The sequence below is a fragment of the Flavobacterium zepuense genome (assembly GCF_007097145.1).
GTDB classification, from domain to species: domain Bacteria; phylum Bacteroidota; class Bacteroidia; order Flavobacteriales; family Flavobacteriaceae; genus Flavobacterium; species Flavobacterium zepuense.
On the sequence record NZ_VJVZ01000002.1, the window covers coordinates 356,159 to 378,932 of the forward strand.

The following is a 22,774-nucleotide window of genomic DNA, read 5'->3' on the forward strand; positions in this document are numbered from 1 at the left end:
TCTCCATGGGGGCGCAAACCGCCATTACGGTAACGGTAAAAGATGCCCAAAACAATACCGGGCTGCCTTTTGCAACGGTAACATCGCAGGGCAGGAATTACATTACCGATGTAGATGGCAAACTGGTACTGGAAGAGCCATCGGCTATAATCACCGCAAGCTATACCAGCTATACCTCTCAAAACATAGAAATCACCCCCACCAGGCGCTTTTATACCATAAAACTCGTGGCACATTCTGAAGTTTTAAAAGAACTGGTAATAGAGGGCGCTAACCCTGCTAACGAAATTATGGGGCGTGCCATTCGCCGTAAGGTTATAAACGACCCGCAGCGCAAGCTTTCCAGCTTTACCTATAAAACTTATGACAGGCTTATTGTTACTGCCGACCCCGACTCGATAAGCAGCAAACTGGATTCGGTTTTTGTATACGAAAAGATAGGCAAGCGCTTTGCCAAGGTAGATTCTACCGGCTTTAAATTTAAAAAACTGATAGACCGTAGGCACTTATACCAAACTGAAAAAATATCCGAATATAAATTTAACCGCGGGCAGGGCCTTAAGCAGGAGGTACTGGCAACGCGAATGGCGGGCTTTAAGCAGCCGCTGTATGAATTTATCGGGCTAAAGCTGCAATCGTATTCGGTATACACCGATAAGATCGACCTGCTGGAAACCAAATATGCCGGCCCAATGGCAAACGATGCCCTTAGCGAGTACAATTACAAGATACTGGACACCGTTAGCATTAACAAGCGCCAGGCCTACATGATCTATTTTGTCCCTAAACACCGCGGCAAAAAGAAGCTAAGCGGTATCTTGTACATAGACACCTATAATTACGGAGTTGCCAAAGCCGTTTTCAGGGTACGCAACGTATTAGACATTACCTCTACCCACTTTTTTACTTACGAAAAAGACCAGCAACTGTGGTTTCCCGATCGTAAAACCCTAAAAATAGTAAAGGGTAATAATAAAGAAGATATTAAAATATTGGGCGAAACCATAAAGTTTGATGCCGTAAGCAGCCAGGATGCAAAGCGCGAAAAAGAGCCTTCGGATTTTGTTTATATGTACTCCGAGTCGGATAATTTCGACAAGCATTTTAACGAGCCGGTTACCATAAGGCGATCATCGGTAGCCATAGAAATTAAAGACGACGCCATAAACCGCCCCGAAAGTTACTGGAACCAGTTCAGGCCCGATACGCTCGATTCCCGCAGCATGACTACCTACATGGCTTTAGACAGCCTTGTGGCAAAAGACAACTGGGAGCAGCGCATTATATTAGGCAGGCGCATTATAAATGGGTACATTCCGCTTGGGCCTATAGACCTTGACCTTAAGCAGATTGTAAAATACAACAATTACGAGGGCTTTAGGCTTGGGGTTGGCTTTATAACTAACGATAAGTTTGCCGAGACCTTCCGCATCAATACTTATGGTGCCTACGGTACTAAAGATGGCGAGTTTAAATACAGCCTGGGCGGCGCCGTAAGACTGGGAAAATTCTCTAATTCATGGATAGGCGGCTCCTATACCGATGACATTAAGGAGATAGCGAGCACATCATTCGCTACCGATAAAAGGGTATTTAAAATTTACGACCCCCGCCCTATCAATATCTCTACTTTTTACAACTACCAGCAATGGCAGGGGTATATAGAAACACGCATTATACCCAAAACCGAGAGCGTATGGCAGCTAACGCGCAGCCGTATAGACCCTAAGTTTGATTATGTGTATAATCCTACCGGGGTACTGCCTTACTCGGTTTTTAATCTTACCACGGCATCGGTTTCTTTGCAATGGAACCCGTTTTCCGACTTTATGCAAACTCCGCGCGGGCGCATAGAAGTAGAGAAGCGTTTCCCTAAATTCGCCTTTCAGTATACCCAGGCGGTATCAGGCATTTGGGAAAGCGACTTTAATTTTGGAAAGTTCGATTTCAGGGCAGAGTTTGAGCATAAATACCTCAACGGGCAAAAAACCACGGCACTGGTGCAAACCGGTCTTGCCTTAGGCGATACCCCCCTAACCCATTTGTACAGTACATCGCCTAACAATTTAGACAGGGAAGGCGTGCTGGCGCGTATAACCTTTGCAGGAAAGAACAGTTTTGAGACCATGTATTTTAACGAGTTCTTTTCCAGCCGCTACATGATGCTTCAGGTAAAGCACGGGATAACCCGTTTTACTATTTTCAGGAGCCTAAAGCTGTCACCCATGCTGGTTACGCGTTTTGCCATTGGCGGGCTCGACCATAAAAACCAGCACACCGGCCTTGATTACAAAACCCTGGACGACGGTTATTACGAAAGCGGCGTAGAGTTTAACGAGATTTTTAAAGGCCTTGGCTTTACTGCTTTTTACCGCTACGGCCCTTACCAGTTACCGGCGTTCGACAGGAATATTGCCCTTAAAATATCGTATGTACTCAACTTGTTTTAAGCAGTTTACCCCATCAAGTCTATTACTCATCAAAAAGGATTCTCCAAAATAATATCCAGCGCCAGGTAGTTGGCATCTTTAATATGGTGGCCATGGCCCATAAGGTCGTTCATGTAGCCAATATCAAAGGTTACAGGCAGTGTGTCAGGCGCATAGGAATAATAAAAGCAAAAACGACTTTCTTTATATTCATAGCCGCCCCAGCCCTTCGCGGCATCATGGCTGATTGAAAACAAAGCTTCGGCGCTGCCCAGCAGGCTATTTTCATGGTCATTATCCAGCGGAAGCGACACCTGTGTTTTAAAACGTGAACGGAGTTGAAAGTCATCTTCAACATTCTCAAAATCAGGGGTGAAAAATTTACGCACTTCCTGTCGGTATGTTGTTTTCCATTTGGCATTGCCCAGCATTGCTGTATAACTCAACCTTCCGTAAAGTCGGAACTCTTGTTGTATAGCCATAGGCTCCAAATCATAGGGTGCCTGGCTTTCATATTGATCCTGCCTCCTGTAGCTTACCGCATAGCTGTATTGCAAATGGGTGTTTAGCTTGTGGTATATCTCCTCGTTCAGCACCAGTATTGATGGTTTTTTAAACGGATCGGCATCGCTCTCAGGGTCGCTTATCCTGCCGAAGCCAAGATAGGTGACCGATGTGTTTTTATCATCAAGTTTTTGCCTAACCCCTAAAGCGCTCCAAAAAGCACCTTGGGTAGTGCCAAGCCCCGGCGGGCTCAACTGTGCATTACAGTCGGTTACAAAAAGTAATGTAAGTAGTATAGGTACAATGAATTTTATAGTTCGCATAGTACATTTATTTTGATGCAAGTTGCCACGCGAAACTGGAAACAATTGGGATTTTTAGTAATTGGCAATTATTTATGATCCTCATTCAGCCTGATATTGCAATTTAAAACTGCATGTACCTATAGTCCAGTTGTTTTAAAACGGCTTTATTAAATACAAATAAAATTTATGAATCCATGTATGAAAATTTACTTATTTGTAAACTTTTGGCTGTTCATAAATTTTTATATAATTGTTTTTCAGAATATTAGATGAATAAATTTGTAAACTTTAGCAGCTTTAATTTTTTTAGGATTTATTTTAGTTGTAAATTTACAACTCGTTACAAACACATTCCCAACTCCAAATATATCACTTATGAGTACACCCCTAACCATAAAAAACGCAGCTACTTACACCCAGGAAGAAGCCGTAACCGCCTCGCTGGAATACTTTAAAGGCGACAGCCTTGCCGCTACGGTTTGGGTAAATAAGTACGCGCTTAAAGATTCTAAGGGCAACATTTACGAGCGCACACCCAACGATATGCACCGCCGTATTGCAGGCGAAATTGCCCGTATAGAATCTAAATACACCAACCCGCTTACCGAAGACCAAATCTTTAACCTGATAAAAGATTTTAAATACCTTGTGCCGCAGGGCAGCCCCATGACAGGTATTGGCAACCCGTTCCAAATCGCATCGTTATCCAATTGTTTTGTAATTGGTAATGATAACTCCGACTCGTATGGCGGTATCATGAAAACCGATCAGGAGCAGGTACAGCTTATGAAACGCCGTGGTGGTGTGGGGCACGACCTTAGCCACATTCGCCCGAAAGGGTCGCCGGTAAAAAATTCGGCGTTAACCTCTACAGGCCTGGTGCCGTTTATGGAACGTTTTTCTAACTCTACCCGCGAGGTAGCCCAGGATGGCCGCCGTGGTGCGCTGATGTTATCGGTATCTATAAACCACCCCGATGCCACCGATTTTATAGATGCTAAAATGGAGCAGGGTAAGGTAACGGGCGCTAATGTATCGGTACGGATTGACGATGAATTTATGAAAGCCGTACAGGCCGGAACAACCTATACCCAAAAATATCCCATATTTAGCGATGCCCCTCTATACACTAAAGAGATTGATGCACAGGCGTTATGGGGAAAGATCATTCATAATGCATGGAAATCTGCTGAGCCTGGCATCTTGTTTTGGGATACTATCATTAAAGAGTCGCTACCGGATTGCTATGCCGATCTTGGTTATAAAACACTGTCTACCAACCCTTGTGGAGAAATCCCGCTTTGCGCGTACGATAGCTGCCGCCTTTTGGCTATTAACCTGCTTTCGTATGTAGATAATCCGTTTACCAAAGAGGCTTCGTTTAACTATCTGTTATTTAAACAGCATGTTGCTGCGGCCGAGAGGATAATGGACGATATCATCGACCTTGAGCTTGAAAAAATAGACACCATACTTGCCAAAATTGATGCCGACCCGGAAGGAGAAGAGATCAAGCTGGTTGAGAGAAACCTTTGGCTAAACATTCGCACCAAAGCCCGCGATGGCCGCCGTACCGGTATTGGCATTACTGCCGAAGGTGATATGCTTGCCGCACTTGGCCTGCGCTACGGTAGTGATGAGGGTGTTGACTTTTCTGAGAACATACATAAAATACTGGCAGTAGAAGCCTACAGGGGCTCGGTTAACCTGGCTAAAGAGCGTGGCGCGTTTACTATTTACGATTCAGAACGTGAAAAAAACAACCCGTTCGTGCTTCGATTAAAAGAGGCCGATAGCCAGTTGTTTTACGAAATGCAGGAGCATGGCCGCCGTAATATCGCCCTGCTTACTATTGCCCCAACAGGCACTACCAGTTTAATGACGCAAACTACCAGCGGTATTGAGCCGGTTTTTTTACCGGTTTACAAACGCAGGCGTAAAGTAAACCCTAACGATAAAGATGTTCGCGTAGATTTTATTGATGAAGTAGGCGATAGCTGGGAAGAGTATGTGGTTTTCCACCACCGTTTTAAAGAGTGGATGGATGCAAACGGCCACGATACCTCTAAAAATTACACCCAGGAAGAACTGGATGTTTTTGTAGCGCAATCGCCGTACTACAAAGCCACCAGTAACGATGTTGACTGGCTTAGCAAAGTGCGCATGCAGGGCAGGATACAAAAATGGGTAGACCACTCTATATCGGTAACGGTAAACGTACCTAACGAAACCCCCGAAGACGTGGTTGCAAGATTATATATGGAGGCATGGGAGGCCGGCTGTAAAGGCGTAACGGTATACAGAGATGGCTCACGCTCCGGGGTGCTTATCTCAAATTCTGATAAGAAAGATGAAAAAACATCCGGTGGTGCATCAACCATTTTCCCTACCAAGCGCCCGCAGGTGTTGGAGGCCGATGTAGTGCGTTTCCAAAACAGTAAAGACAAATGGATCGCCTTTATCGGTTTGATAGATGGCAGGCCTTACGAGATCTTTACTGGCCTTGTAGATGATGAAGACGGTATATTGATACCGCGTTGGGTTTGCGAAGGCCTTATCATAAAAAATAAAAATGACGACGGTACAAGCCGTTACGATTTTCAATATAAAAATGCCCGTGGCTATAAAACCACTATCGAAGGCTTATCGCATAAGTTTAACCCGGAGTACTGGAACTACGCCAAACTAATTTCGGGCACCTTAAGGCACGGCATGCACATAGAAAAAGCAGTCGACCTTATTAACAGCCTCCAATTAGACAGCGAGAGCATCAACACTTGGAAAAATGGTGTGGCACGCGCCCTTAAACGCTATATTATGGATGGTACTGAGGCACACGGCCAAAAATGCAGCAATTGTAACTCCACTAACCTTATTTACCAGGAAGGCTGCCTTACCTGCAACGATTGCGGTTCGTCTAAATGCGGATAATCTGCCTAAAAATGTTAATGATATCTATAATCCGTTCCCTTTCGGGAACGGATTTTTTAATTTTAGGGGTTATGGTGTTTAACCAAAACCTACAAGGTCTCGAAGACCTTGCAGGTTACGCAAGCGGCTACATTTCCTGCAAGGTTTTTAAAACCTTGTAGGTATTATTCACATAACCACTTTTAACATGACCCAAATACACAGCAACAGCGTTTTTTTACAATTTTTAGTGTTTGGCGCTATTGGGCTGGTGCTAACCTTTACTATTGTGTTTCTAGTGCTAAAACGTGTAGGTAAAGACCCCAATAACCTGTTGCCGGTAAACTTTGCCAACCGGATAAAATTCCCCCTGCTGCTCATTATTATTGCCTTGGTATTGCGAATAGGCCTGGTTAACGATGTGTTTTTAGATTCTTATGTAAAACTTATTGGGCACGTGTGTACGCTCGTGCTTATTTTTTCGGTTACCTTGGCCTGTATCGTACTGCTTCGTGCGTTTAAGAGCGGGCTCATGCGCAAGTACGACATTACGGCTGATGACAACCTGCACGCCCGCCGTGTGTTTACGCAGTTTACCGTGCTGGAACGGGTAATTATATTTTTGCTCGTGGTGTTTGCCATTGGCATAGCCCTTATGAGTTTTGATAACATTCGTACCATAGGCATAAGCTTTTTAACTTCGGCAGGTATTGCAGGGGTTATACTGGGGTTCTCGGCACAAAAAATGCTTGGTACCCTTATAGCCGGTATACAAATAGCCCTAACGCAGCCCATACGGTTAGACGATGTTGTTATTGTGGAAGGCGAATGGGGCTGGATAGAAGAAATTACCCTGACTTATGTGGTTGTACGCATTTGGGATAAGCGCCGTATGGTACTGCCTACAACTTATTTTATAGAAAAGCCATTCCAGAACTGGACACGCACCACATCGGAAATCCTTGGTACCGTCTTTATCTACACTGATTTTATGATGCCGGTTGATAAGCTGCGCGAAGAGCTTACCCGCCTGCTAAATACAACTCCCCTTTGGGACGGTAAGGTAAATGTACTACAGGTTACAGGCGCTACCGAAACGGGAATGGAAATCAGGGCATTGATGAGCAGCAAAAACTCACCTACCTCGTGGGATTTGCGTGTGTTTATCCGCGAAAAGCTGATTTATTACATACAGCAAAATTATCCGGAGAGCCTTCCGCGAACGCGTATCGAAATGAAAACCGATGCCCGGGCTTAATTTTAGGCTGTGCAAGCTTATAAAAATTAACCATTACTATAAAAGTATTACTAAACTTTTGCATCTTTGTACATATATGAATACAGGTAGCTTTATGCAGCGCATTTACGTTTTATTGTTCTGTTTAGTCGGTTTTATATCGGTGGCACAGGTTATGGAAACCATGCCTAAAGACACTATTAAACTGGACAGTATTCCTGTAGTGGCCGACCCTAAATACCGTGAAGACCAGTTTTATGCCACCATTGCCTATAACCTTATGCACGGGCAGCCGGCAGGTTACAGGCAATATTCGTTTTCAACCGAGCTTGGTGTAGGTTTTTTGCGCGATATGCCCATAAACAAACGCCGTAACCATTCTATTGCTATTGGGGCGGGCTATTCGTACAACAACATTAAGCACAATTTAAAGGTTGACAATACCGATCCTAAGGGCATTACCTACGCTACGGTAGACCGGGAGGAATTTGACAAGAACAAGCTCGTGCTTCACTATCTCGAAGTACCGTTAGAACTACGCTGGCGCAATTCCGACTCCATAAGCCATAAATTCTGGCGGGTATATGCAGGGTTTAAGGCAAGCTTTTTATTTTCAGACAAAGCTCAGTACCAGCCTGCCGAAGGCGCTACTATAAAGCTTAAAAACGATGCCAACCTCAACAAGATACTGTACAGCACCTATCTGTCTGTAGGATGGAATACGTGGAACTTTTATGCTTCCTATGGTATCACGCCAATTTACGATACTGCCATAACAGATGAGGGCGAAAAGATAAAAATGGGGTCGCTAAAAATGGGGCTCATTTTTTATATACTCTGATTTTGTTGGCTAAAGCATCAATAAAAAATGATCGCTATGCAAAAATGTACCATCAAACAGATTTTTAAAGGGATTGATTTTTCGCCATCAGAGCTGGAAGCTGCCGAAAACAAATTTGAAGAAATAAAGGTTAAGAAGGGCGATATCCTGCTCACTCCGGGCCAATTGGTACCATTCCAATATTTTGTTTGCAACGGTTGCCTGCGAACCTACTATATCTCCGACACCGGAAAAGAATATACACTGCAATTTGCGGTTACCGACTGGTGGATAAGCGACTATACAGCCTTTTTTACAGGTGATAAATCGATGTTTTATATAGACTGCGTTAAAGATGCTGTGGTCTATAAACTATCCAAAGAAAGCATGGAGCAGTTATATAAGGAAGTCCCGCAAATAGAATCGTTCTTCAGGATCAAGATGGAGCGGTTTTTTGGCAGTTACCAAAAGAGGATATTATCGGATCTTGCCTTAACGGCAGAAGAAAAATACCTGCGGTTTGTAAAAAATTACCCTGATATAGAAAAGCACATAAAAAACTACCACTTAGCATCTTACCTGGGCATTACTACCGAAAGCCTTAGCAGGGTACGGCACGAATTGGCGAAGAAATAAACATATCTAAATTGTATAGTAAGGATGGCACAATGCCATCCTTTTTTTGTGCCCTGAAATTTTTATTACCATACATCAATTTTTAGGAGGATACAGATGCAGAACTTTGTAGTGTAATAAAATGTTGATAATCATAAAAATAGAGTTGGTGTTTATTACCATACATCAATTTTTTTAAGACGCCGATTCAGGAACTTTGAAGTGTAATTAAGAACTACTAACAACAGATAAAAATACAGGTCATGGAAAAAGAACTTATTGTAAAATGGAAGATCAGGAAAGATAAAACATCTGAAATCCTGATACTGCTGCCGGCCCTTGCCGAAGCCACTAAAAAAGAAACCGGGAATTTGCTCTATGCGGTTTACCAGTCGGAGTCTGATCCTAACGAACTTATCCTTCACGAACGCTATGCTGATGAAGCTGCCGCAGAAGCACACAAAGCATCAAACCATTACCGGGATATAGTTGTGGGTAAGATTATACCGCACCTTGAAAGCCGTGAAGTAACCATTATCAGGCAACTTTTTTAAACAGAAACCTATTCATTACCAATTCTAAATTTAAAAATTAAACATCATGAAAAAAGTTTTAATTATTGTTTCTAACGCCAATGTTATTGGCCCGAACAACAGGAGAACAGGCAATTTTTTACCGGAAGTAGCACACCCCTATGCCGAATTTGCCAAAGCCGGTTACCAGATAGATTTTGCAAGCCTTAGCGGCGATACACCATATCTTGATGCACTTAATTTAGCCGGAGATCCTGACAATCTTGCGTTTTTAACCGGTAAAGGCTGGGAAGATATGCAAAAGGCAGTAAAGCTATCTACTGTAGATGTGAGTACTTACGATGCCATTTTTATGCCGGGCGGACTTGCACCAATGGTAGATATGCCGGATAATGCATTGCTTAAACAGGTGGTTAAAGAAACCTACGAGCGCAACGCTGTAGTGGGCGCGGTGTGTCATGGCCCGGTATCGCTGTTAAATGTAAAACTTAGCGATGGCAGTTATCTTGTGAAGGGCAAAAATATTTCGTCTTTTACTACAGAAGAGGAAGACAATTATGCAAGGGCCGACGTGCCTTTTGACCTTCAGACCGCCCTTACAGAGCAAGGAGCTATATACCATACTGTAGCGCCGTGGGGAGCTTTTAGTATTGCCGACGGTAATTTGGTAACCGGCCAGAACCCTGCATCGGGTAAAGGTGTTGCCGAAAAGATGATCGCTATTTTAGAAGCCTAACAGCCTTTTTAATTAGCACATAAAACAAAACCCGCTTAAGCACTAACCGGGTTTTGTTTTATATTATTTCAGTAGCCAAATAAACCAAAGGCCTATTTGTGGCAGGATTCCCAGTAGCGTACCCAATATAAGTTCGCTAAAAGAATGTGCTTTTGCCTGTAGGCGGGATGAGGCCACAAAGCCGCAGCACAGTATAAAAAAGGCTACAAATACGGTTAAACTTATGTGATAATAGGCTGCGATGCTTATTACAAATACCGTAAACCCGGTAATACCCATCATGTGCAGGCTGGCTTTATGGCTAAACATAACCAGCAGGAGTGCCAGCACGGTGCTAATCATTACGCCTACAAAGTAGTAATATAGTTCTGGTATTACAAAGCTGGAAAAACTGTGTTTTACGAGCATTAGTAGCAACAGGGCATAAAAGGTAAGGGGCAGCCGCCGCTCTTTTTTATCCAGCATCATTTTGCTCTTTATACGCCCTAACGACTGCAACAGATAAAATAACGAGATAGGCAGCAATACCGTAAGTATAAGTACCTGCACAAACACAAGGTATATCTCGTTGTTATGAAAGTACTTGCCCGCTACAAAAAAGTAAAACAGCGTGGCATATACGGGTATAAACAACGGATGAAAAAGGTAAGAGAACGAACGGATAAACTTTTGCATAGTTTATATTTTCTTCCTCATACGGGCAACGGGTATATCCAGCTGTTCGCGGTATTTTGCAATGGTACGGCGGGCTATGGGGTAGCCACGGTCTTTAAGTATATCGGCCAGTTTATCGTCGGGCAGAGGTTTGCGTTTGTCTTCTTCCTCAATAACGGTTTCCAGTATTTTTTTAATTTCTATGGTAGATACATCCTCGCCCTGGTCGTTTTTCATGGCTTCGCTAAAAAACTCCTTAATAAGCTTGGTACCATAAGGGGTTTCTACATACTTACTGTTGGCCACACGGCTCACGGTAGATATATCCAGCCCTACCATATCGGCAATATCTTTAAGGATCATTGGCCGCAGCTTGCCCTCATCACCATCTAAAAAGAATTCTTCCTGATAATGCATAATGGCATTCATGGTAACAAAAAGCGTTTCCTGGCGCTGGCGTATGGCATCTATAAACCATTTGGCGCTATCCAGTTTTTGCTTAATAAACTGTACAGCATCTTTTTGCTGGGACGATTTATCGCGGCTGTCTTTATAGCTTTGCAGCATTTCCTGGTAGTCTTTGCTAACATGCAATTCCGGCGCATTACGGCCATTAAGCGAAAGCTCCAACTCGCCATCTACGATTTTAATGGCAAAATCGGGCACTACATGCTCCACCGCTTTAGATGAGGTATTATCATAAGAGCCGCCCGGCTTAGGATTAAGGCGCTCAATTTCATCTATTGCTGCACGAAGCTGGTCCTGCGAGATATCATATTTTTGCAGCAGCTTGTCGTAATGTTTTTTGGTAAAGGCATCAAACTGGGTTTCCAGTATGCTTATGGCAAGCTCTATGGCAGCAGTAGGCGTTTTGTGTTTTAGCTGAAGCAAAAGGCACTCCTGCAAATCGCGGGCACCCACGCCACTTGGCTCTAACTGGTGAATGATGTGCATAATGTGTTCCACCATTTTTTCATCGGTGTACACGCCTTGTGTAAAGGCAAGGTCATCTACAATATCAGGGATACTGCGGCGAATGTAACCCATATCATCAATACTCCCCACAAGGAATTCGGCAATTTCACGCTCATCTTCGGTAAGTATAAATGTGTTAAGCTGGTCTATAAGGCTTTGGTGAAAGCTAACCGGTGCGGCAAAAGGCATACTGCGGTCTTCATCATCATCGCTGTAGTTATTGGCCTGTAGCTTGTATCCGGGGGTTTCGTCGTCGCTAAGGTATTCGTCTATATTAATCTCGTCGGCATCAATCCTGTCGTTATCATAATCATCATAATCGTCAAACTCATCGGTGGTATCAAACTCATCCTTTTCATACTCCGGTTCATCAGTACCGGTCTCAAGGGCAGGGTTTTCTACCATCTCTTCCTTAAGGCGCTGCTCAAAAGCCTGGGTAGGCAGTTGTATCAGCTTCATCAGTTGAATTTGCTGTGGCGATAGTTTTTGCGATAACTTTAATTGTAAATTCTGCTTAAGCATAATAAAAACGGGCTATTTGTACAGTATAAAAGTACAAAAAACAGGCATAATTATTGATGCTTTTTAGATAAAATTATAAAAGTGCTGTGCTAATGGCAGTTGAAGGTGTAATTATTTTTTCTGCATGCGTTTTGGGTTGTTAATCGTAGCAGGATTTTGTCTTAATTAAGAGTGTAAGGCAACTTTTATAAATTACCATTTTTCCAATTCGGCTTCTAACTCATCAATTGTCATAATACGTCCTGCTGCGTAATCCTCTTCAGATTTTTTAGCGCGTTCAATTAATTCTTCGTTAGTGAAAGGGTCCTTATCCTGTTTCATAATATTTTTTTCAAATACATAAAAAGCCTCCCGAAGGAGGCTGTATATTAAAACTCTGCGTTTTGTGGCGTCCTTGGGAAAGGAATCACATCCCGAATGTTGCCCATACCGGTTACAAACAGCACTAAGCGCTCAAAGCCAAGGCCAAAGCCACTGTGTACTGCCGTACCAAAACGGCGGGTATCAAGGTACCACCAAAGCTCTTTTTCGTCGATACCAAGGTCGGCAATTTTTTGCTGAAGCACGTCTAAACGCTCCTCACGCTGCGAACCGCCTACGATCTCGCCAATACCCGGAAAAAGGATATCCATTGCCCTAACAGTTTGCCTGTCCTGAGCCGTATCATCGTTAAGCCTCATGTAAAATGCCTTAATTTTTGCAGGGTAATCAAATAAAATTACCGGGCATTTAAAGTGCTTTTCTACAAGAAAACGCTCATGCTCGCTTTGTAAATCAGCACCCCACTCATCAATAATATAGTTGAACTTTTTGTTCTTGTTAGGCTTAGAGTTCCTAAGTATCTCAATAGCCTCGGTATAGCTAACGCGCTTAAAGTTGTTCTCTAACACAAAGTTCAGTTTTTCAAGCAGGCTCATTTCGCTGCGCTCTGCGGTAGGCTTGGTTTTCTCTTCGTCGGTTAGGCGCTGGTCTAAGAATTTTAGGTCATCAGCACAACGCTCTAACGCATATTTAATAACGTATTGAATGAAATCTTCGGCAAGATCCATGTTGGCGTCCAGGTCGTTAAACGCAACCTCCGGCTCTACCATCCAAAACTCGGCAAGGTGGCGGCTGGTGTTGCTGTTCTCTGCACGGAATGTAGGCCCAAACGTGTACACCTGTCCTAACGCCATAGCATAGGTTTCAGCTTCAAGCTGCCCTGATACGGTAAGGTTGGTTTCTTTACCAAAAAAGTCTTCTTTATAGTTTATTTTGCCTTCTTCAGTACGTGGTGTACCATCAAAGGGAAGCGCAGTTACCTTGAACATTTCGCCTGCACCTTCGGCATCGCTACCTGTAATAATTGGCGTGTTTACATACACAAAGCCTTTTTCCTGAAAGTACTGGTGAATAGCGAATGACAGTACCGAACGCACCCTCATTATCGCACCAAAAGCGTTGGTGCGTACACGCAGGTGGGCATTTTCACGTAAAAATTCCAGTGAGTGTTTTTTAGGCTGCATAGGGAATTTTTCCGGGTCGCTGTCGCCCAGTATCTCTAATGCTGTAACCTGTATTTCATATTTTTGACCGGCACCTTTGCTCTCAGTTAAATTACCTTTTATAGATACGGCAGCGCCTGTGGTTATGCGTTTTAGAGTTTCGGCCGGTGTGTTCTCAAAATCAACCACACACTGTATATTATGCAGTACAGAACCGTCATTAAGTGCAATAAACTGATTGTTCCTAAAGGTTCTTACCCATCCTTTTACTATTACATCGTCAATCGGTTTAGAGCTGTTTAACAGGTCTTTTACTTTTGTATGCTTCATTTTTCTTTAAAAATTAATCTTTTGTTTATTGCAAATGCCTGCAAATGTAGTAAAAAGCGTAAAAATGTTGCACCACAAACGGCACAAATTTCTAACTCCCGGTTAAATACTATCTTTGCAAAAATAAATAACAATGAACTGGATACTGCTTATTATTGCCGGCTTGTTCGAGGTAGGTTTTGCATCATGCCTAGGCAAAGCCAAAGAAACTACCGGACTGGTTTCTAACTACTGGATGGGTGGCTTTTTTGCCTGCCTCACTATTAGTATGCTACTGTTGTATAAGGCTACCCAAACGCTGCCTATTGGCACCGCTTATGCGGTGTGGACGGGCGTAGGCGCGGTAGGTACTGTATTGGTGGGCATTGTTGTTTTTAAAGAACCGTCGGACTTTTGGCGGTTAGTTTTCCTTACTACGCTAATTGCAAGCATTATTGGCCTGAAGGTGGTATCGCATTAATGTTGTGCTCATAATAAGTTAGTTATAAAAAAAAGCCATCAGGATCTCTCCCAACAGCTTAGTAATAAAACAGTTAAAGTCTTTAGTTCGGATTAAGGGCGCCAAAAGCCGCTGCATAATCTGATTTTGACAACTCATAAATTACAGCGGTATCGCCTGTATGAATTTCATAAGTATCAGATGCAAAAGCATTTACAAGATCATCCGCCAGTACTGATGGCGCAATACCGTTCTCACCGCCAATTTCTTTAGAAAAATCAGTGTTAACCAATGGCGGCATCAACTCGAAAACTTTAACCGGAGTATCCTGTAACACAAGGCGTAACGACTGGCTATACGAATGCAAGGCCGCTTTACTGGCGGCATACGTTGGCAAACCGGCATTAGGCACAAACGCCACGATAGAGCTAACACTTACCACCGCAGCCTCAGGCTGTTGCTTTAAAAGCGGAAGCAATTGCTCCGTTAAACGAATAACCGACAGATAGTTAACAAGCATTTCGTGCTGAGCTTTGGTAAAGGCATCGGCGTTTTCGTTAAGCTTGTAGTAGTACGCCTGCCCTGCATTGTTAATCAGGATATTCAGATTAGGGAATTCTGTGGTAAGCCTTGCAGCTAAAGCAGTTACGTCTTCAGGTTTCGACACGTCAAAAGCAATTGCAGTTGCATTATCGCCCAATTCGGCAGCAGCCTTATCAAGACGGCCCTGGTCACGGCCCGTGATAATCACATGGTTACCCTCTGCTATAAACCTTTGGGCTAAAGCCAAACCTATACCAGCACTCCCGCCGGTTATTAATATGGTATTACCTGTTGTTTTCATTATTGTTATGTATTTAGATTTATCTTAAAACCTCATTATCAATTAATAATCAATTATGTTTGGTAAAATATACACTATTTAACCTTCTTAAATATGGTACTGGCGGTATGGCCACCAAAACCAAAAGTGTTGTTTAGCACGTAGTTAACATCAGCTTTTAGGGGTGTGCCCAGTATTAAATTGAGTCCGGCAGGTACTTTCTCGTCTATATTGGTTGTGTTTATGGTAGCGGGAATAATACCGTCCCTGATACTCAGGATACTAATAATGCTCTCTACCGCGCCGGCAGCCCCAAGCAGGTGCCCCGTCATGCTTTTGGTAGCACTAATGGGCGTATTAAGCCCGTTAAAGATGCTGCTAATACCCACAAGCTCACTGATATCGCCCAAACCGGTAGAGGTAGCGTGCGCGTTGATGTAGCTAATAGCCTCAGGTTCAATACCTGCATCGGCTAAAGCCTTTTTCATACCCAAGGCAGCGCCAAGCCCGTCGGGTGGTGTGCCTGTTAAGTGATAGGCATCGGCAGCCATACCACCGCCCACAATTTCGGCATAAATGGTAGCGCCACGGGCAACAGCATGGTCGTAATCTTCTAATATTAAAGCACCTGCACCCTCCCCTGCCACAAAACCATCGCGGTCGGCATCAAAAGGGCGGGATGCCGATTGCGGATCATCATTACGTTTAGAAAGTGCGTGCGATGCATTAAAACCTCCTATAGATGAAGGGGTTAGCGCAGCCTCACTGCCCCCGGCTATCATTATTGTTGCCTTGCCCAAGCGGATGGTATCAAACGCGGCAATAATGGCTGTATTAGACGATGCACAGGCCGAAACCGTGGCATAGTTAGGGCCGTGAAGCCCGTAACGTATTGATAGTACGCCTGCTGCAATATCTACGATCATCTTGGGGATGAAGAACGGGTTAAAGCGCGGCGTACCATCTCCGGAGTGGAACTCGCGCAGCTGCTCTTCAAACGTACCGATGCCGCCATTACCGCTTGCCCATATAACTCCCACCTCAAAGCGCTGTTCCTGAGGTATTTCGGCAAAATTAAGCCCGGCATCCTTAACTGCTTCTTCGGCGGCGGCAATGGCATATTGGGTAAAGAGGTCGTACTTGCGAATCTCTTTTTTGTCGATGTACTCCTCTGCATGAAAGCCCTTTACCTCGCAGGCAAAATTGGTTTTGAATTTAGAAGTATCAAATTTGGTTATGGGCCCGGCACCGCTTTTGCCTGCCAGTATGTTGGCCCAAAACTCCGCCACATTATTGCCTAAAGGTGTTATTGCCCCAAGGCCCGTTACTGCAACTCTTTTCATTTTACCTGCTTTTTTGTGCTTAATATTTCACTTTTGGACTCTGACATTCGTGTTTTTTTATACATCGTCATGGCAAAGGCTATCAATTTATTTTTCATTTGTCTTTTATAGGCGTTTTAAGCATGTTAGTGTAGCCTTTAGCAATAAGGCGGGTACGGTCATGGTTCCATATATCGCACTGGGCGTTAACTATCTGCCTGCCTTTTTTCACTACGGTTGTTTGCGCAATAACTACATCGCCCTCCTTGGCAGCGGTAAAACAGTCTATGGCAAGGTTAATGGTTACATGAAAGTACGGCTCGCCGTATGCAATGAGCGTAGCGCCAATGGCATCGTCTATCATGGCTGCGGTAATGCCTCCGTGCAGCGTACCAAAAGGGTTGGTCATCTCTTTACGGATGGTGTACTGAAACGCCAGGCTGCCCTCCTCTACCGATAGCATTACCGGCCTTAGCCAGTTCATAAACGGCGAGGGCGAACCCACCACCTCTTTATCTATAAATTGCCTTAAAAATGCTGCTTCTTTTGTGTCCATATTTCTTTATTTTATACCGATCGGTATATTTTTAATTACAAAACTACCTGCTTTTACGTTTTATACCAATCGGTATATTTTATGCCAAAAAAAATCTGTTTTCACAGAATCTATCTTTCAATCAAAACCTCTTACAAAATATACCAATCGGTATATTTTTAGGCAAATTTTTAAGGGTGTAATTCCTTAAGCATTTTTTTAGCGTAGGCAACGGCTGCATTAATTCCGTCCTGCTTACCGGTAACTTTGGTCAGCATAATTCCACCTTCTATAATGGCAATATAAGCCCCGGCAAACTCCTTAGCATCTACGCCATCTTTAATCTGGCCGGTTTCCTGTCCGCTTTCAATAATACCACCAATATTCTTATACCATTTGTCTATGGCATTAGCAGCACGCAGGCGCAACTGCTCGTGGGTATCATCGGCCTCAATAGCGGTATTTAGTATGGGGCAGCCGTATTTAAGGTTTGTAACATATTGCAAATCGGCAAACACATCAAGAAATACCTTAATTTTATCTATAGGGTGTGCCTTATCTTCCATTTTACGCTTAATGGCAGATGATAACGTGGCATGGTTATAGTCAAACGCTGCCAGGGCCACCTCATCCTTATTGCCAAAGTTACCGTAAATGCTGCCTTTGGTAAGCCCGGTAGCCTCGGTAATGTCGTTAAGAGATGTGCCTGAATATCCCTTTTTATTAAAAATGGGCGCTGTTTTTTCTATAATAAATTGCCTTGTTTTTTCTGCTTTGCTCATGGTATCAATTTCACAATACAAAATTATACCAATCGGTATATTTTTCCAAACTATTTAATGTTTATTATTTATAGCGCTATAGATAAATCCTAATCTTATGCTAATCCTTGTGTTTTGCGTTTCAAAAATTGGTAAATTTGAGTATAGACATTTAAACGAATAAACTATGCAAATTACCATAAACACCGACAACCACATAGAGGGTAACGACAGGAGAGAAAATTATTTTAGCGAAGTTTTGAATGAGAAACTAAAACGCTTTGAAGATAAAATAACCGGACTTGAAATTCATTTAACCGATGAGAATTCATCTGAGAAAACTGCGATTGCCGATATTCGCTGCCTTATGGAGGCCCGTATTAATGGCCTTGCCCCACAAGCAGTTACCAACCATGCCGAGAGCGTAGAACTTGCTATTAAAGGCGCTGCCGATAAAATGAAAAAACTGCTGGAGCATACTTTTGATAAGATGCGCACCCACTAAAATAAACAACACCAACACAACCGGAAAACCTTCAGCACGTATGTTGAAGGTTTTTTGTTTTACGATTTTTTGCAGCTAAGTAATACACACCAATTCATTGAGAGGCACTAAGCGATCTCACTTGGGAGTTAATGTAATGATGGGATTGCTTCGTCGCTCCTTCTCGCAATGACGGCGCATAAAGAAAAGTGTAACATGACAACAATTAATTACACCACCGTTATCCCCATATCCTTATAGGCCTGGAGTTCAGGGCTATCGGGGGTGGCTTCGGTTATAATTATATCAATATCAGTAACAGGGCATATATAATAGGTCTCGGCGGTATTCATTTTTTCGAGAGTAGAAAGCGCAATGATCTGCGACGACATTTCTACCATTTTTTTCTTCACTTCGGCATCTTCATAACTCTTGGCAGTCAGCCCAATGGTGTGGATGCTGCTTACACCTAAGAAATATATATTAGCGCGAATGCTCCTAATCGTTTCTATAGTTTGCAGCCCTATTGTGGTAAATGCCGTTTTAAAAAGGCGGCCACCGGCAAAGATAACTTCGGCATTGGGGTGGTCTTCCAGGGCATTAGCAACAGGGAAACTATTGGTTACAACGGTAATTTTAAGGTCTTTAGGCAGGCTCTGCGCTAAGGCAAGGACCGATGTACCCCCATCAAAAAACACTACCTGCCCGTCTTTTAAAAAATGCAGCGCCTTATCGGCAATAACTTTTTTCTGGCCCAGGTCGTAATTTTCACGGTCGCGGTAATGGTGCGGCACGGTAGAGTTTGCAATGGCACCACCACGCACGGCCTTAAGTAACCCTAATATATCGAGTTCCTTAATGTCGCGCCTCACGGTATCTTCAGATACGTTAAGGAGGCGGCTCATTTCGTTAAGCTGTACCTTGTTATCGCGGGTTAATTGCTCCAGTATGGCCTGTAAGCGTTCTTCTTTTACCATTGCACACAGAATTTACGGCAAAGATACAAAAATTTAATATTGCAAAACTTTGCAAAATTTTGCAGATTATTGCAAAATACTGTACCTTTGTTGCAAATCAAAGCAAAAAGTAAGTATGAAAAAATTAAGCAGAACAATTGCAATTGACATGGATGGCGTAATAGCCGACGTGGAAGGCCAATTACTGGAATGGTACCGAACGAAGTACGGCGTTACTTTAACCCGCGAGGATATTAAAGGCCGATCTGAAGAGGAGTTGTTCCCTGAAAGCGGAGCACTAAGGGAATTTTTATTCACACCGGGATTTTTCAGGACATTGCCGGTTATGGAAGGTGCGGTAGAAGCCGTAAAAGATTTGATGAAAGACTATGAGGTATATATAGTATCTGCCGCAATGGAATTTCCGCAATCTTTAATAGAGAAACAACAATGGCTGGCTGAACATTTTCCGTTCATAAGCTGGAGGAACATTGTATTTTGTGGTGACAAAAGCATTATAGATACTGACTTCCTTATAGACGACCACTGTAAAAACCTCGACTTTTGTAAAGGCAAACCGCTTATGTTCACGGCATTTCACAACGCAAACATGAGCCACCACCAAAGGGTTAACAATTGGAAAGAAATACCGGCACTGGTTAGGGATTTAACCGAGATACGCAAAAAGCTAAACACGGTAATACCTGCAGTACCCGAAAACAGGCCACGATGGTAAGTACAGGCTGCTGTAAAATAAGTTACCCAATACCACTTACAGCAATTAATTTTGATAGAGACAACAGCTCCGGAAAGCAGATAGTAAACACTATGCTGATTTCCGGAGTTTTTTATTATATAAAATCAATCTCCTGATTTTTTGTAGTTTAAATCCTTAAACTTCGCAAACAATTTCGCAATTCAAAATCAAACTGGTAGCTAATCTGCAAAAACTGGTAGGTACTGGTATGGTTGGTGTGTTTTTATTTCTACTTTTGGTGCTGTATTGATAAAAATATAATGGAAAATAATAACATTTCATACTATACCGCTAATTGTGTTACGAAATCATTTGGAGTGCTTGCTAATGGCAAAGCTATTTCCAGCTACACATTAAGCAATGCCAGTGGTATGGAAGTTACCGTAATAAACTACGGCGCCACTATTACCTCGTTAAAGTTTCCCGATGCAAACGGCAAACAATTAGAAGTTGCCCTGGGCTTTGATGATGTTAACAGCTATATCAATTCGTTCGGGTTGCCATCGCCGCCTTATTTTGGGTCGGTTGTAGGCAGGTATGCCGGGCGCATTGCCAATGCAGCCTTTACGCTGAATGGAAAAGAATACAAACTGAATGCCAACCACGGGCCTAATACCCTGCACGGTGGCAAAACAGGTTTTGGGCGTGCTTTCTGGAAAATGAAGCAGATAAGGGGCGGCGAGAGTCCGTCGATAACCCTTACCTATACAAGCGTTGATAGCGAAGAGCATTTTCCGGGTGAGTTAACGGTAGATGTTACTTATACAGTTACCCAGGATAACATGCTTTTGGTAGAATATATAGCTACAAGTACAGCCGATACCGTTATTAACCTTACCCAGCATACCTATTTTAATTTAGATGGGCATTCGCAATCGATATCAGGGCAGCAATTGTACGTAAACTCAGAAAAAGTGTTGGAGACAAAACCCGATGGCATACCTACCGGTAATTTTACTGAGGTTCACAATACAGCACTTGATTACACGGCCGCGCACAACGCGCCGGAAAGCATTGATACATCGTTTGTTTTAGAAAATAGTGAGCAGCCCGCCGCGTCGCTATACAGTGATAAGACAGGGATAGAAATGACGGTTTATACCAACCAGCCATCGGTACACATATATGTAGGCGGTAACTGCTTTGGAGAAATAAAAGGTAAGGACGATACCGAATACCATACCACAAGCGGTATTTGCTTTGAAACTCAAAATTATCCTGATGCACCTAACAATGAGCATTTTCCAAATTCTGTTTTGAAAAAAGGAGAAGTATATCATCATAATACTACCTTTACTTTTAAACAGATAAAAAAATAGTTATGAAAAAGATTTTCAGCATATTAATTCCTGCGTGCATGGCTTTGGCGATGTTTATTTCATGTGGTGGCGATGACAGCGCTACAGACCCTGTAGCCACCGATGATGTGGTGACTGATGATGTAGTGAACGATGATGTTATCCCTGAGGATACTTTTATCCGTGCGGTAGATATGTCGTTCCTGCCGGAGACTGAAGGTGCAGGTACGGTTTACTATAATGGTTCAACAGCACAGGATGCATTGGCAACACTTAAAGATGCCGGCGTAAATACCATACGCATCCGCCTTTGGAAAGACCCTGCAACAGCGCACAGCGGCATGGCCGAAGTAAAAGCACTGGCACAAAAGGTTAAGGCCGCCGGAATGAAGGTATGGCTAACGGTGCATTATTCAGACACGTGGGCCGATCCTGCCAACCAGATTAAGCCACAGGCATGGGAAGGGCTGGCATTTGCTCAACTAAAAGCTGCTGCTGTAACCTACACACAACAAATACTTACAGAGGTTAACCCCGATATAATACAGATAGGTAACGAAACCAACAGTGGTTTTATATATCCTGAGGGTAACCTTGTAGATAACGAAGCCGGCTTTTTGGAGTTGGTAAATGCGGTAAGCGCTACCATAAGAGAGCAATCGCCGCAGGCAAAAATAATGTTGCATTATGCGGGTATTGCCGAGGGGGCCGACTGGTTCTTTAACAAAACCGCTAACGTAGATTTTGATTACATAGGCCTGTCCTACTACCCTATATGGCATGGTAAGAGCATCCCGGCGCTTCAAAATAAAATAGCAGCGCTTAAAGCAGCGCATAATAAAGAGGTTATCGTGGCCGAAACTTCTTACCCTTTTACACTGGGATGGGAAGACTGGACCAATAATGTAGTAGGGTTAGATAGCCAGATAATACCGGCCTATCCTGCAACGCCGCAGGGGCAAAAAGATTTTTTGCTTGCCGTTCGCAATGCAGTTGAAGTAGGTGGCGGCTTAGGCTTTTGCTACTGGGGTGCCGAGTGGGTTGCCTTTAGGGGGTCTGAGGCTACTAACGGCTCTACCTGGGAAAACCAGGCGTTATGGGATTTTGATAATAAAGCAGTACCTGCTCTGGAAGCGTTTAACTTTTAAAAAAGGGTACATAAAATATATCCGGGTTCAAACCCGGTAACAATAGAAATTTGGGTTGATAAGCTGTTGCCCGGCAAAGGGCTTTATTGGGTTTACTAAAAGAAATTTTGGGTTAAGTTTGGGTTTAAAACAATTCCTCTCAACGTAAATCATAAGATAATGCACGTAAACGCTGGGCAAACCGCTTATCTGATTAC

At 43.2% G+C, this 22,774-nt stretch carries 22 protein-coding genes; 12 read left to right on the forward strand and 10 right to left on the reverse strand.

Annotated features, from left to right (window positions below):
* Positions 1-5: 5 nt before the first annotated feature.
* Complete coding sequence (locus FMM05_RS04430; RefSeq protein WP_235894357.1) at positions 6-2,450, forward strand: DUF5686 family protein; 2,445 nt, start codon at positions 6-8, stop codon at positions 2,448-2,450.
* A 29-nt stretch (positions 2,451-2,479) separates the two neighbouring features.
* Here the strand turns inward: FMM05_RS04430 and FMM05_RS04435 are convergent, their stop codons facing one another.
* Positions 2,480-3,256 carry a DUF2490 domain-containing protein gene (locus FMM05_RS04435; protein ID WP_143372128.1) on the reverse strand — a complete coding sequence of 259 codons (777 nt, stop codon included), beginning with the start codon at positions 3,254-3,256 and terminating at the stop codon, positions 2,480-2,482.
* A 357-nt stretch (positions 3,257-3,613) separates the two neighbouring features.
* Here FMM05_RS04435 and FMM05_RS04440 point away from each other — a divergent pair, with 357 nt between their 5' ends.
* The 6 genes from FMM05_RS04440 (at position 3,614) to FMM05_RS04465 (ending at position 10,089) form a co-directional block, all read left to right on the forward strand.
* Positions 3,614-6,169, forward strand: coding sequence for an adenosylcobalamin-dependent ribonucleoside-diphosphate reductase (locus tag FMM05_RS04440; RefSeq protein ID WP_143372129.1), 2,556 nt, complete (start codon positions 3,614-3,616; stop codon positions 6,167-6,169).
* 187 nt (positions 6,170-6,356) lie between these two features.
* Positions 6,357-7,406, forward strand: coding sequence for a mechanosensitive ion channel family protein (locus FMM05_RS04445; protein ID WP_143372130.1), 1,050 nt, complete (start codon positions 6,357-6,359; stop codon positions 7,404-7,406).
* Positions 7,407-7,500: 94 nt separating this feature from the next.
* Positions 7,501-8,226 carry a porin family protein gene (locus FMM05_RS04450; protein WP_185965500.1) on the forward strand — a complete coding sequence of 242 codons (726 nt, stop codon included), beginning with the start codon at positions 7,501-7,503 and terminating at the stop codon, positions 8,224-8,226.
* Between the two features lie 36 nt (positions 8,227-8,262).
* Complete coding sequence (locus FMM05_RS04455) at positions 8,263-8,841, forward strand: Crp/Fnr family transcriptional regulator (RefSeq protein ID WP_143372132.1); 579 nt, start codon at positions 8,263-8,265, stop codon at positions 8,839-8,841.
* A 242-nt stretch (positions 8,842-9,083) separates the two neighbouring features.
* Entirely contained in the window at positions 9,084-9,374 is a 291-nt protein-coding gene (locus FMM05_RS04460) for a putative quinol monooxygenase (RefSeq protein WP_143372133.1), read from the forward strand.
* A 46-nt stretch (positions 9,375-9,420) separates the two neighbouring features.
* On the forward strand, positions 9,421-10,089 hold the full coding sequence (locus FMM05_RS04465) for a type 1 glutamine amidotransferase domain-containing protein (RefSeq protein WP_221932245.1): 669 nt from the start codon (positions 9,421-9,423) through the stop codon (positions 10,087-10,089).
* Between the two features lie 63 nt (positions 10,090-10,152).
* On the opposite strand, the gene FMM05_RS04470 is transcribed toward FMM05_RS04465, so the two are convergent.
* From FMM05_RS04470 to asnS, 4 genes are all read right to left on the reverse strand, one after another.
* On the reverse strand, positions 10,153-10,764 hold the full coding sequence (locus tag FMM05_RS04470; protein ID WP_143372135.1) for a hypothetical protein: 612 nt from the start codon (positions 10,762-10,764) through the stop codon (positions 10,153-10,155).
* A 3-nt stretch (positions 10,765-10,767) separates the two neighbouring features.
* Positions 10,768-12,240 carry an RNA polymerase factor sigma-54 gene (rpoN, locus tag FMM05_RS04475; protein WP_143372136.1) on the reverse strand — a complete coding sequence of 491 codons (1,473 nt, stop codon included), beginning with the start codon at positions 12,238-12,240 and terminating at the stop codon, positions 10,768-10,770.
* A gap of 192 nt (positions 12,241-12,432) precedes the next feature.
* The gene (locus FMM05_RS21220) at positions 12,433-12,561 is read right to left on the reverse strand and encodes a hypothetical protein (protein WP_262711230.1); all 129 of its coding nucleotides are present in this window, start codon (positions 12,559-12,561) and stop codon (positions 12,433-12,435) included.
* A 47-nt stretch (positions 12,562-12,608) separates the two neighbouring features.
* Complete coding sequence (gene asnS / locus FMM05_RS04480) at positions 12,609-14,054, reverse strand: asparagine--tRNA ligase (RefSeq protein WP_143372137.1); 1,446 nt, start codon at positions 14,052-14,054, stop codon at positions 12,609-12,611.
* A gap of 133 nt (positions 14,055-14,187) precedes the next feature.
* Here asnS and FMM05_RS04485 point away from each other — a divergent pair, with 133 nt between their 5' ends.
* Positions 14,188-14,514 (forward strand): DMT family transporter, encoded by a 327-nt coding sequence (locus tag FMM05_RS04485; protein ID WP_143372138.1) that lies wholly within the window; start codon positions 14,188-14,190, stop codon positions 14,512-14,514.
* A gap of 82 nt (positions 14,515-14,596) precedes the next feature.
* Here FMM05_RS04485 and FMM05_RS04490 read toward each other — a convergent pair whose 3' ends face one another.
* The 4 genes from FMM05_RS04490 to FMM05_RS04505 form a co-directional block, all read right to left on the reverse strand.
* Positions 14,597-15,337 carry an SDR family oxidoreductase gene (locus tag FMM05_RS04490; protein WP_143372139.1) on the reverse strand — a complete coding sequence of 247 codons (741 nt, stop codon included), beginning with the start codon at positions 15,335-15,337 and terminating at the stop codon, positions 14,597-14,599.
* Positions 15,338-15,411: 74 nt separating this feature from the next.
* Complete coding sequence (gene fabF / locus FMM05_RS04495) at positions 15,412-16,659, reverse strand: beta-ketoacyl-ACP synthase II (RefSeq protein WP_143372140.1); 1,248 nt, start codon at positions 16,657-16,659, stop codon at positions 15,412-15,414.
* 94 nt (positions 16,660-16,753) lie between these two features.
* On the reverse strand, positions 16,754-17,194 hold the full coding sequence (locus tag FMM05_RS04500; protein WP_143372141.1) for a PaaI family thioesterase: 441 nt from the start codon (positions 17,192-17,194) through the stop codon (positions 16,754-16,756).
* A 170-nt stretch (positions 17,195-17,364) separates the two neighbouring features.
* On the reverse strand, positions 17,365-17,955 hold the full coding sequence (locus FMM05_RS04505) for a TetR/AcrR family transcriptional regulator (RefSeq protein WP_143372142.1): 591 nt from the start codon (positions 17,953-17,955) through the stop codon (positions 17,365-17,367).
* A gap of 166 nt (positions 17,956-18,121) precedes the next feature.
* Between FMM05_RS04505 and FMM05_RS04510 the strand changes: the two genes are divergently transcribed.
* A complete protein-coding gene (locus tag FMM05_RS04510) occupies positions 18,122-18,439 on the forward strand; it encodes an HPF/RaiA family ribosome-associated protein (protein WP_143372143.1) in 318 nt (105 codons plus the stop codon).
* Between the two features lie 209 nt (positions 18,440-18,648).
* Here FMM05_RS04510 and FMM05_RS04515 read toward each other — a convergent pair whose 3' ends face one another.
* Positions 18,649-19,395: a DeoR/GlpR family DNA-binding transcription regulator gene (locus tag FMM05_RS04515; RefSeq protein ID WP_143372144.1), complete on the reverse strand. Its 747-nt coding sequence runs from the start codon at positions 19,393-19,395 to the stop codon at positions 18,649-18,651.
* A gap of 115 nt (positions 19,396-19,510) precedes the next feature.
* Here FMM05_RS04515 and FMM05_RS04520 point away from each other — a divergent pair, with 115 nt between their 5' ends.
* The 3 genes from FMM05_RS04520 to FMM05_RS04530 all read left to right on the forward strand — a co-directional run bounded on the left by FMM05_RS04520 (position 19,511) and on the right by FMM05_RS04530 (position 22,577).
* Entirely contained in the window at positions 19,511-20,110 is a 600-nt protein-coding gene (locus FMM05_RS04520; protein ID WP_143372145.1) for a 5' nucleotidase, NT5C type, read from the forward strand.
* A 281-nt stretch (positions 20,111-20,391) separates the two neighbouring features.
* Positions 20,392-21,450, forward strand: a complete 1,059-nt coding sequence (locus FMM05_RS04525; RefSeq protein ID WP_143372146.1) for an aldose epimerase family protein — start codon at positions 20,392-20,394, stop codon at positions 21,448-21,450.
* Between the two features lie 2 nt (positions 21,451-21,452).
* On the forward strand, positions 21,453-22,577 hold the full coding sequence (locus FMM05_RS04530; protein ID WP_235894358.1) for a glycoside hydrolase family 53 protein: 1,125 nt from the start codon (positions 21,453-21,455) through the stop codon (positions 22,575-22,577).
* The last annotated feature ends 197 nt before the right edge of the window (positions 22,578-22,774 follow it).

Excerpts from the sequence above, each read along its gene's own strand:
- FMM05_RS04430 (WP_235894357.1), top strand. The coding sequence starts at position 6 with ATGGGGGCGCAAACCGCCATTACGGTAACGGTAAAAGATGCCCAAAAC.
- FMM05_RS04435 (WP_143372128.1), bottom strand. The coding sequence starts at position 3,256 with ATGCGAACTATAAAATTCATTGTACCTATACTACTTACATTACTTTTT.
- FMM05_RS04440 (WP_143372129.1), top strand. The coding sequence starts at position 3,614 with ATGAGTACACCCCTAACCATAAAAAACGCAGCTACTTACACCCAGGAA.
- FMM05_RS04445 (WP_143372130.1), top strand. The coding sequence starts at position 6,357 with ATGACCCAAATACACAGCAACAGCGTTTTTTTACAATTTTTAGTGTTT.
- FMM05_RS04450 (WP_185965500.1), top strand. The coding sequence starts at position 7,501 with ATGCAGCGCATTTACGTTTTATTGTTCTGTTTAGTCGGTTTTATATCG.
- FMM05_RS04455 (WP_143372132.1), top strand. The coding sequence starts at position 8,263 with ATGCAAAAATGTACCATCAAACAGATTTTTAAAGGGATTGATTTTTCG.
- FMM05_RS04460 (WP_143372133.1), top strand. The coding sequence starts at position 9,084 with ATGGAAAAAGAACTTATTGTAAAATGGAAGATCAGGAAAGATAAAACA.
- FMM05_RS04465 (WP_221932245.1), top strand. The coding sequence starts at position 9,421 with ATGAAAAAAGTTTTAATTATTGTTTCTAACGCCAATGTTATTGGCCCG.
- FMM05_RS04470 (WP_143372135.1), bottom strand. The coding sequence starts at position 10,764 with ATGCAAAAGTTTATCCGTTCGTTCTCTTACCTTTTTCATCCGTTGTTT.
- rpoN (WP_143372136.1), bottom strand. The coding sequence starts at position 12,240 with ATGCTTAAGCAGAATTTACAATTAAAGTTATCGCAAAAACTATCGCCA.
- FMM05_RS21220 (WP_262711230.1), bottom strand. The coding sequence starts at position 12,561 with ATGAAACAGGATAAGGACCCTTTCACTAACGAAGAATTAATTGAACGC.
- asnS (WP_143372137.1), bottom strand. The coding sequence starts at position 14,054 with ATGAAGCATACAAAAGTAAAAGACCTGTTAAACAGCTCTAAACCGATT.
- FMM05_RS04485 (WP_143372138.1), top strand. The coding sequence starts at position 14,188 with ATGAACTGGATACTGCTTATTATTGCCGGCTTGTTCGAGGTAGGTTTT.
- FMM05_RS04490 (WP_143372139.1), bottom strand. The coding sequence starts at position 15,337 with ATGAAAACAACAGGTAATACCATATTAATAACCGGCGGGAGTGCTGGT.
- fabF (WP_143372140.1), bottom strand. The coding sequence starts at position 16,659 with ATGAAAAGAGTTGCAGTAACGGGCCTTGGGGCAATAACACCTTTAGGC.
- FMM05_RS04500 (WP_143372141.1), bottom strand. The coding sequence starts at position 17,194 with ATGGACACAAAAGAAGCAGCATTTTTAAGGCAATTTATAGATAAAGAG.
- FMM05_RS04505 (WP_143372142.1), bottom strand. The coding sequence starts at position 17,955 with ATGAGCAAAGCAGAAAAAACAAGGCAATTTATTATAGAAAAAACAGCG.
- FMM05_RS04510 (WP_143372143.1), top strand. The coding sequence starts at position 18,122 with ATGCAAATTACCATAAACACCGACAACCACATAGAGGGTAACGACAGG.
- FMM05_RS04515 (WP_143372144.1), bottom strand. The coding sequence starts at position 19,395 with ATGGTAAAAGAAGAACGCTTACAGGCCATACTGGAGCAATTAACCCGC.
- FMM05_RS04520 (WP_143372145.1), top strand. The coding sequence starts at position 19,511 with ATGAAAAAATTAAGCAGAACAATTGCAATTGACATGGATGGCGTAATA.
- FMM05_RS04525 (WP_143372146.1), top strand. The coding sequence starts at position 20,392 with ATGGAAAATAATAACATTTCATACTATACCGCTAATTGTGTTACGAAA.
- FMM05_RS04530 (WP_235894358.1), top strand. The coding sequence starts at position 21,453 with ATGAAAAAGATTTTCAGCATATTAATTCCTGCGTGCATGGCTTTGGCG.